This is a genomic window from Burkholderia sp. NFPP32 (assembly GCF_900119325.1).
In the GTDB taxonomy this organism is placed as follows: domain Bacteria; phylum Pseudomonadota; class Gammaproteobacteria; order Burkholderiales; family Burkholderiaceae; genus Burkholderia; species Burkholderia pyrrocinia_C.
Genome location: NZ_FPJP01000058.1, coordinates 1 through 4,922, shown reverse-complemented (window position 1 = coordinate 4,922; position 4,922 = coordinate 1). Strand labels below are relative to the sequence as shown.

General features: G+C 57.0%; 2 protein-coding genes and 2 pseudogenes. 1 reads left to right on the top strand and 3 read right to left on the bottom strand.

Going from position 1 to position 4,922, the window contains the following annotated elements; genetic code table 11:
- Together BT264_RS36900 and BT264_RS36890 are read right to left on the bottom strand one after the other, a co-directional pair.
- Window positions 1-755 (bottom strand): IS110 family RNA-guided transposase (locus tag BT264_RS36900; protein ID WP_143156773.1); only part of this gene is annotated, 755 nt, incomplete at its 3' end.
- A 357-nt stretch (window positions 756-1,112) separates the two neighbouring features.
- Window positions 1,113-1,662, bottom strand: a pseudogene (locus tag BT264_RS36890) (helix-turn-helix domain-containing protein); the annotation flags it as partial.
- A gap of 222 nt (window positions 1,663-1,884) precedes the next feature.
- On the opposite strand from BT264_RS36890, the pseudogene BT264_RS40355 reads away from it, so the two are divergent.
- Window positions 1,885-2,070 (top strand): annotated as a pseudogene (locus BT264_RS40355) (hypothetical protein); the annotation flags it as partial.
- On the opposite strand, the gene BT264_RS39490 reads toward BT264_RS40355, so the two are convergent.
- Window positions 2,026-4,922 (bottom strand): dermonecrotic toxin domain-containing protein (locus BT264_RS39490; protein ID WP_218173376.1); only part of this gene is annotated, 2,897 nt, incomplete at its 5' end. The pseudogene BT264_RS40355 and the gene BT264_RS39490 sit on opposite strands and share 45 nt — an antisense overlap.

Here is a 4,922-nt window from a genome sequence, read left to right as displayed (position 1 = left end):
GCAGTAGCAAAGCGCCCAATATCGCCAATCTCGGCTACCAGTCCGATGGCGCTGACCGTGTCGATGCCGCGCAGGGCGCGTAGTGCAGCCACGACCGATGCAACCTGTTCACACAGTACGCTGTGCTCCAGTGCGTCGCTGAGCCGCTCCACGCGAGCCTGGGTGTCCTCGACGGCATGCTGGTATTCGGCAAACGCCAACTGGTCGGCGCTTTGCTCAAACCGTTGATCGGCGATCCAGCGCAAGTGCATGCGGCTCCAGGCCGTCTTGCCCGGGTACACGCGTCCATGGCGCAGCAGGAATGCCTTGAGTTGCTGACGGGCCTTGAATCGCATGTTCACGGCATCTTCGCGGGCACGCCACAGGTTGCGCAGTGCCTCGTGCGCGGCATCGGGTATCCAGATCGCCTTGAGCTCGCCAGCCCGCGACAGTTCGGCCAGGCGCAGGCAGTCGCGACGGTCGTTCTTGATCCGGTCCCCGCCGCGGCGTGGTGTCAGCGAGGGGGCGATCACCTGGCATTGGTAGCCATGTCCGGCGAGCTCGCGATACAAGCCATAGCCGGTTGGCCCCGCCTCGTACACCACGTTGACCTGTGCGGCTTCACCGTACTTGCGTAAAACCTTGAGCAGCGTCGGCACGTCATGACGGATGGTGCCAGCAAACCGCGCAGACTCCCGACTAGGTTCGCACACCGCAATCGAGATGGTGTCTTTGTGCACGTCCAATCCGACAAAAAACTTGATAATCTTGTCCATGGCCCGTCTCCTGAAGTTCTGCGCCTGGCCCACCCAGGCGTATGTGGCTCGGCACACTTCGGTGCGCAACCCACGATACCCGAGGCGGGCCCCTGCGGCGGGGTTCAGTCAGCAGCGACCATTATGTCTAGTCTGACGCCGGGGGCGATCGATACCCCCGACTTCAGGCAAAACCCGATCAGCTCTCGCACGGCATCTTCATCAAATTCCCGCCGGCCATCCCGTCTGCGGCCAACCACCAGTCTGCTTCGAAGGTCCTGTTTCTCTGTCATCACGGTCTGAGTGCATGTGTCCGCGCGGACACTTAGCATCTGACCTTCTGCCTACCATTGGTAGGGCGTCGTTTATTGACGGCTGCCGTTGAATCGGAAACGGCATTTCCTCAATGATACGATCAAGGATAAGCAGCGTATTTCGGGAATTTCTACGCGGATAGACGGCCAGTACACGGAAACGAGAACAGTCGTCGAAGCCGTGTACTGATAGACACTTCGCGCAAGCTTCATCGTGTCCATCTGGACGCGATCTCCGGGAACCGGACGACGATAGCGTTTCGGCTGCGTTGGCCGACTGGGTCGAGTCAATGGCTTTACACGCGCCTCGCACAAGACCTTGTGAATGGTCGCGAGGGATAGTTCCCAATGCTCGTGCAGTCGCAGTTCATTCTGGATCCGCCGGCCCCCTTGCGCTCGGCCCGAAGGCGAAGAATCGTTGCCCGATCAGTGTCAGAGACCTTTCGATTCGGGCTGGTCAGCGGGCGACGGCTTTGAGAGCGAAGACCTTCTTCTCCCGCCTCCTGGTAGCGGCGCAGCCACTTGCGAAGCGTTGGCCTCGAGATCCCGCAACGCGTACACACGAGACCGGCGTTGCCGATCTCTTGATACATGCGCACCCAACGTAATCGCATCGAAATTTCGCGTTCCATCGTCACATACTACTGTAATTGAAACCATGTCTATGAATCACACACATCAGATTACCTCCCGCGCGGCAGTCCTGCGCGCGCAGCGTCACGCTCCCATATTACGGCATAGCCTGAGCTACCATTTGCTTGCTCGACTTGGCCAGTGTCCATGCTGCGGACGCGCCAGCGAAATATTCCGTTTTTGACACAGTAAGATTAGCAAATCGCAGGGTTATTGAACGCACGCATGCCTGGCTGCATCACTTCCGCCGCCTTCGTATTCGTTTCGGGCGACATGCTGACATTCACGGTGCGTTCCTCAATCCTGGCCGCCTGCCCATCAAATATCGCGCACTCGCGAATCGCTTACTTCGGCGCTTCCTCCACCTTGTCGACGAACAGTTGGAATAAGGCGCTTGTCGCAGCGTTCGGCTTCTGCGTTTTGGTGTCTCCCCCCAGGCTCAGGCTGAACGGCCCGCGCGATTCCGACTTTACGCCAATGTAGCCGGGCAAAGCACCTTCATGCTTGTTCCCGCGCGGAAAGTAGGACTCTCCACCCTGACTGAGCGCGATGCCTCGTCCGTCTTTACCGCTGCCCGCTATCGCCATGTATGTCGGATTGAACATCACGCGCTCCGCCCCGGGCTTCAAGACAATCTTCACAATCACCTCGTCGTCCTTCGTCGCATAGCCTTTCGCTTGATCCAAATCTCCAACGTGTTTCCTGATCGGCATGATGACCGGCTCCGGGTCCTTACCATTATTCTCATCCTTTCGCTCATTCAGCTTTTTCGCCAGCGCTTCGTTGAACTGTACCTCGTCCGTTTTTCCCGTTTTCGACGGCACTTCCGGCGTCCACTCCCGAATAAAACTCTCCGACTCTGCGCGCTTCTTATTCCACTTCTGGAGTGCTTCAAACTCGGTTCTTTTCATGCCGCGATACAGCACAAGTGGTTGATATCCTGGGCCCACCTCTCGACCAGCGGAGGCGATACGCTTGAGCGTCTCGTCAGCCATCCTCACCACCGTCATCAGATTCCGTCCGGAATCTTTATGGCCTTTGGGATAATACTGGTCCCAAAAATTTTTGTTCGTTGCGTAGTCTGTATACCCCCTACCCAATCGGTCGTTCCAGAACTTTTCCGTCATTACCTGTTGCGTGTCTGTTGGCCACTCGATTTCGGATGATTTAGGCAGCACCAGACGAGCGCCCCCGAATGTCCTGATAAATGGCAACACGACCCATTTATCACCCACGCGCTCGACATGGACGTGCTCCCGGATGTTGCTGTGCCGGAAGATGGCGCGCTCCCGCGTGCCACTGCCATCGTAAAGGAAGTGCGACCTGTAAATCTTGTTACCGATCCGGATATACTGGTTGTTCGCCCCGTCCCAATAGATATCATCGTCCTTGTTGTATTTCAAGTGCTTAACGCTCGAGATCTCCCAGCCTTTCAATGAGGGGCCAGCGGTGCTGAAGCTGGCGTTGTCACGCACAACGCCGGTCACACCATCGGTTTTCCGGAAGAAATGCTGACCTTTCGGAGTACGGTCCAAGATCTTGCGCACGTTCGCGCGGGAGGTGATCTGCGGAAGGGTCGAAAAATTTCGACCGATCAACACGAAATTTCTTATCTCGTCCCACGTTCCTAAAATGACGCCCTGGCGCTTATCCGCTTCGGCACGGCGCACTTCTTCATTGGTGACAGTGAAGGCATCGGCATTCCCCTTTATTCGATCGAACTCGGAGTCGTACATCCCTTCGGTAAAGTCCCCAGCTTTGAGATCACGCGTAGTCAAGAACGTTGAATAGCCTGACCTAACGCTGGGATTGGCGTGCAGATCGAAGGCGTCGTAGCGGGTCATATCCGTGCCTTTTCCTTTTATTTTCGGCACAGAGATGTCCGCGATGCGCGCCTTGAAATACTCGATCCACTCCGGTTTCTTGAATATGGCAGCCCTCGATACAGCCTCGCGGTTGTCGAAGAGATGAAACGCTGGCTCACCGGCCGGTGGGTGGGGCGTATACACCACGACCGGCCCCTTTCCATGACTGGTGGCTGCACTGATCACCAGCACACCGCTCACTGGAAAAATATCGCGAATACTCCTCAGACTATTCGGTCCCCGCAAATCGACAGTCAATTCGTCGGTCTGAACGGTGTCGGCTCCCACCTTTTGTCGCGTGGCGGAATCCGGGTTGTCGAGCACCGCCTGCACCCACTGGTAACGGATCCTCTCGTTCTCTGGCAACAAGTCACCGCGCATCTTGGCTTCCTGGAAATCGGCCTTCATCTGTGACTTGTAGGCATCTTTCCAGGGCTCGCGCAACGCCGGGTACTTCTCACTCACCAGAGATTCATAGCTCTTGCCGACGTTCAGCTTCCGGGCAAGCGCGTTCAGATCGGATGCGTGAAGCGTCTCAACTACGTCGCCGTTCTCGTCCTTTATCTTCGCGCTGACTTCCACCTTCCTCAATGATCTCGCGATTGACGTGCCTGGCAACCGATCGAATATCAGACCTGCGATGCCTGTATCGTCGACTGTCTGAGCCTGGGCGAGTTTCCTGCCTATCGCCACATACTGAGTGAGCGTCACCTTCTTGATCTCGAACTGGGGTTTCGGATTCGGATTGAGGCGGTTTGGCCCCTCCTGATTCAGGCGAAACTTGACCTCAACTTCGACCTCGTCCGGATCCATGCCGGGATACTTCTCCCCCCACTCCTTGCGAATCGCGTCAGCGGTATGCTCCTCCAACGTCGGGATTTGCGATTCGAGCACCTGCAACTTGACCGCATCCTGGTCGGCTACCTCCTGGTAGTCTCCGAGCGCTGCTCTATCCTCCTGCAAGCTTTTCTTCCACCATTCAGGCCGATTCTCTTCGATCAGACGGAGGTCACGCTCCTTGAGTGGACCGTCGGCGTCGAACGACTCGCGCAAGTCATCCGACGAAGCGCCAGCGATCTGGTCCAGCTCGGTCAGGTCCACGCCACGCTCATGCGCCTGTGCCATCCGATACTCGGTGTCGCGCCCTTGCTTGTCGACTTGTTGCTCAACGCTGTGCTCGAAAAAGTTCTTGCCGTGAGGTACGTCTTTAAAGCCACCAAGATCGTAGCCCTCGTTCGACAGAGAGTCCGCCTGATCCTGCTCGGGCAGGAGTGAGGGGGAGAACTTAACATCCTTCTTCATTTCCTCCACGGACTTGAATTGCTTGAGGCCTTGCCCCGGCAGGTAAAGTACGACGCAATCACTTTCGCCGGGAT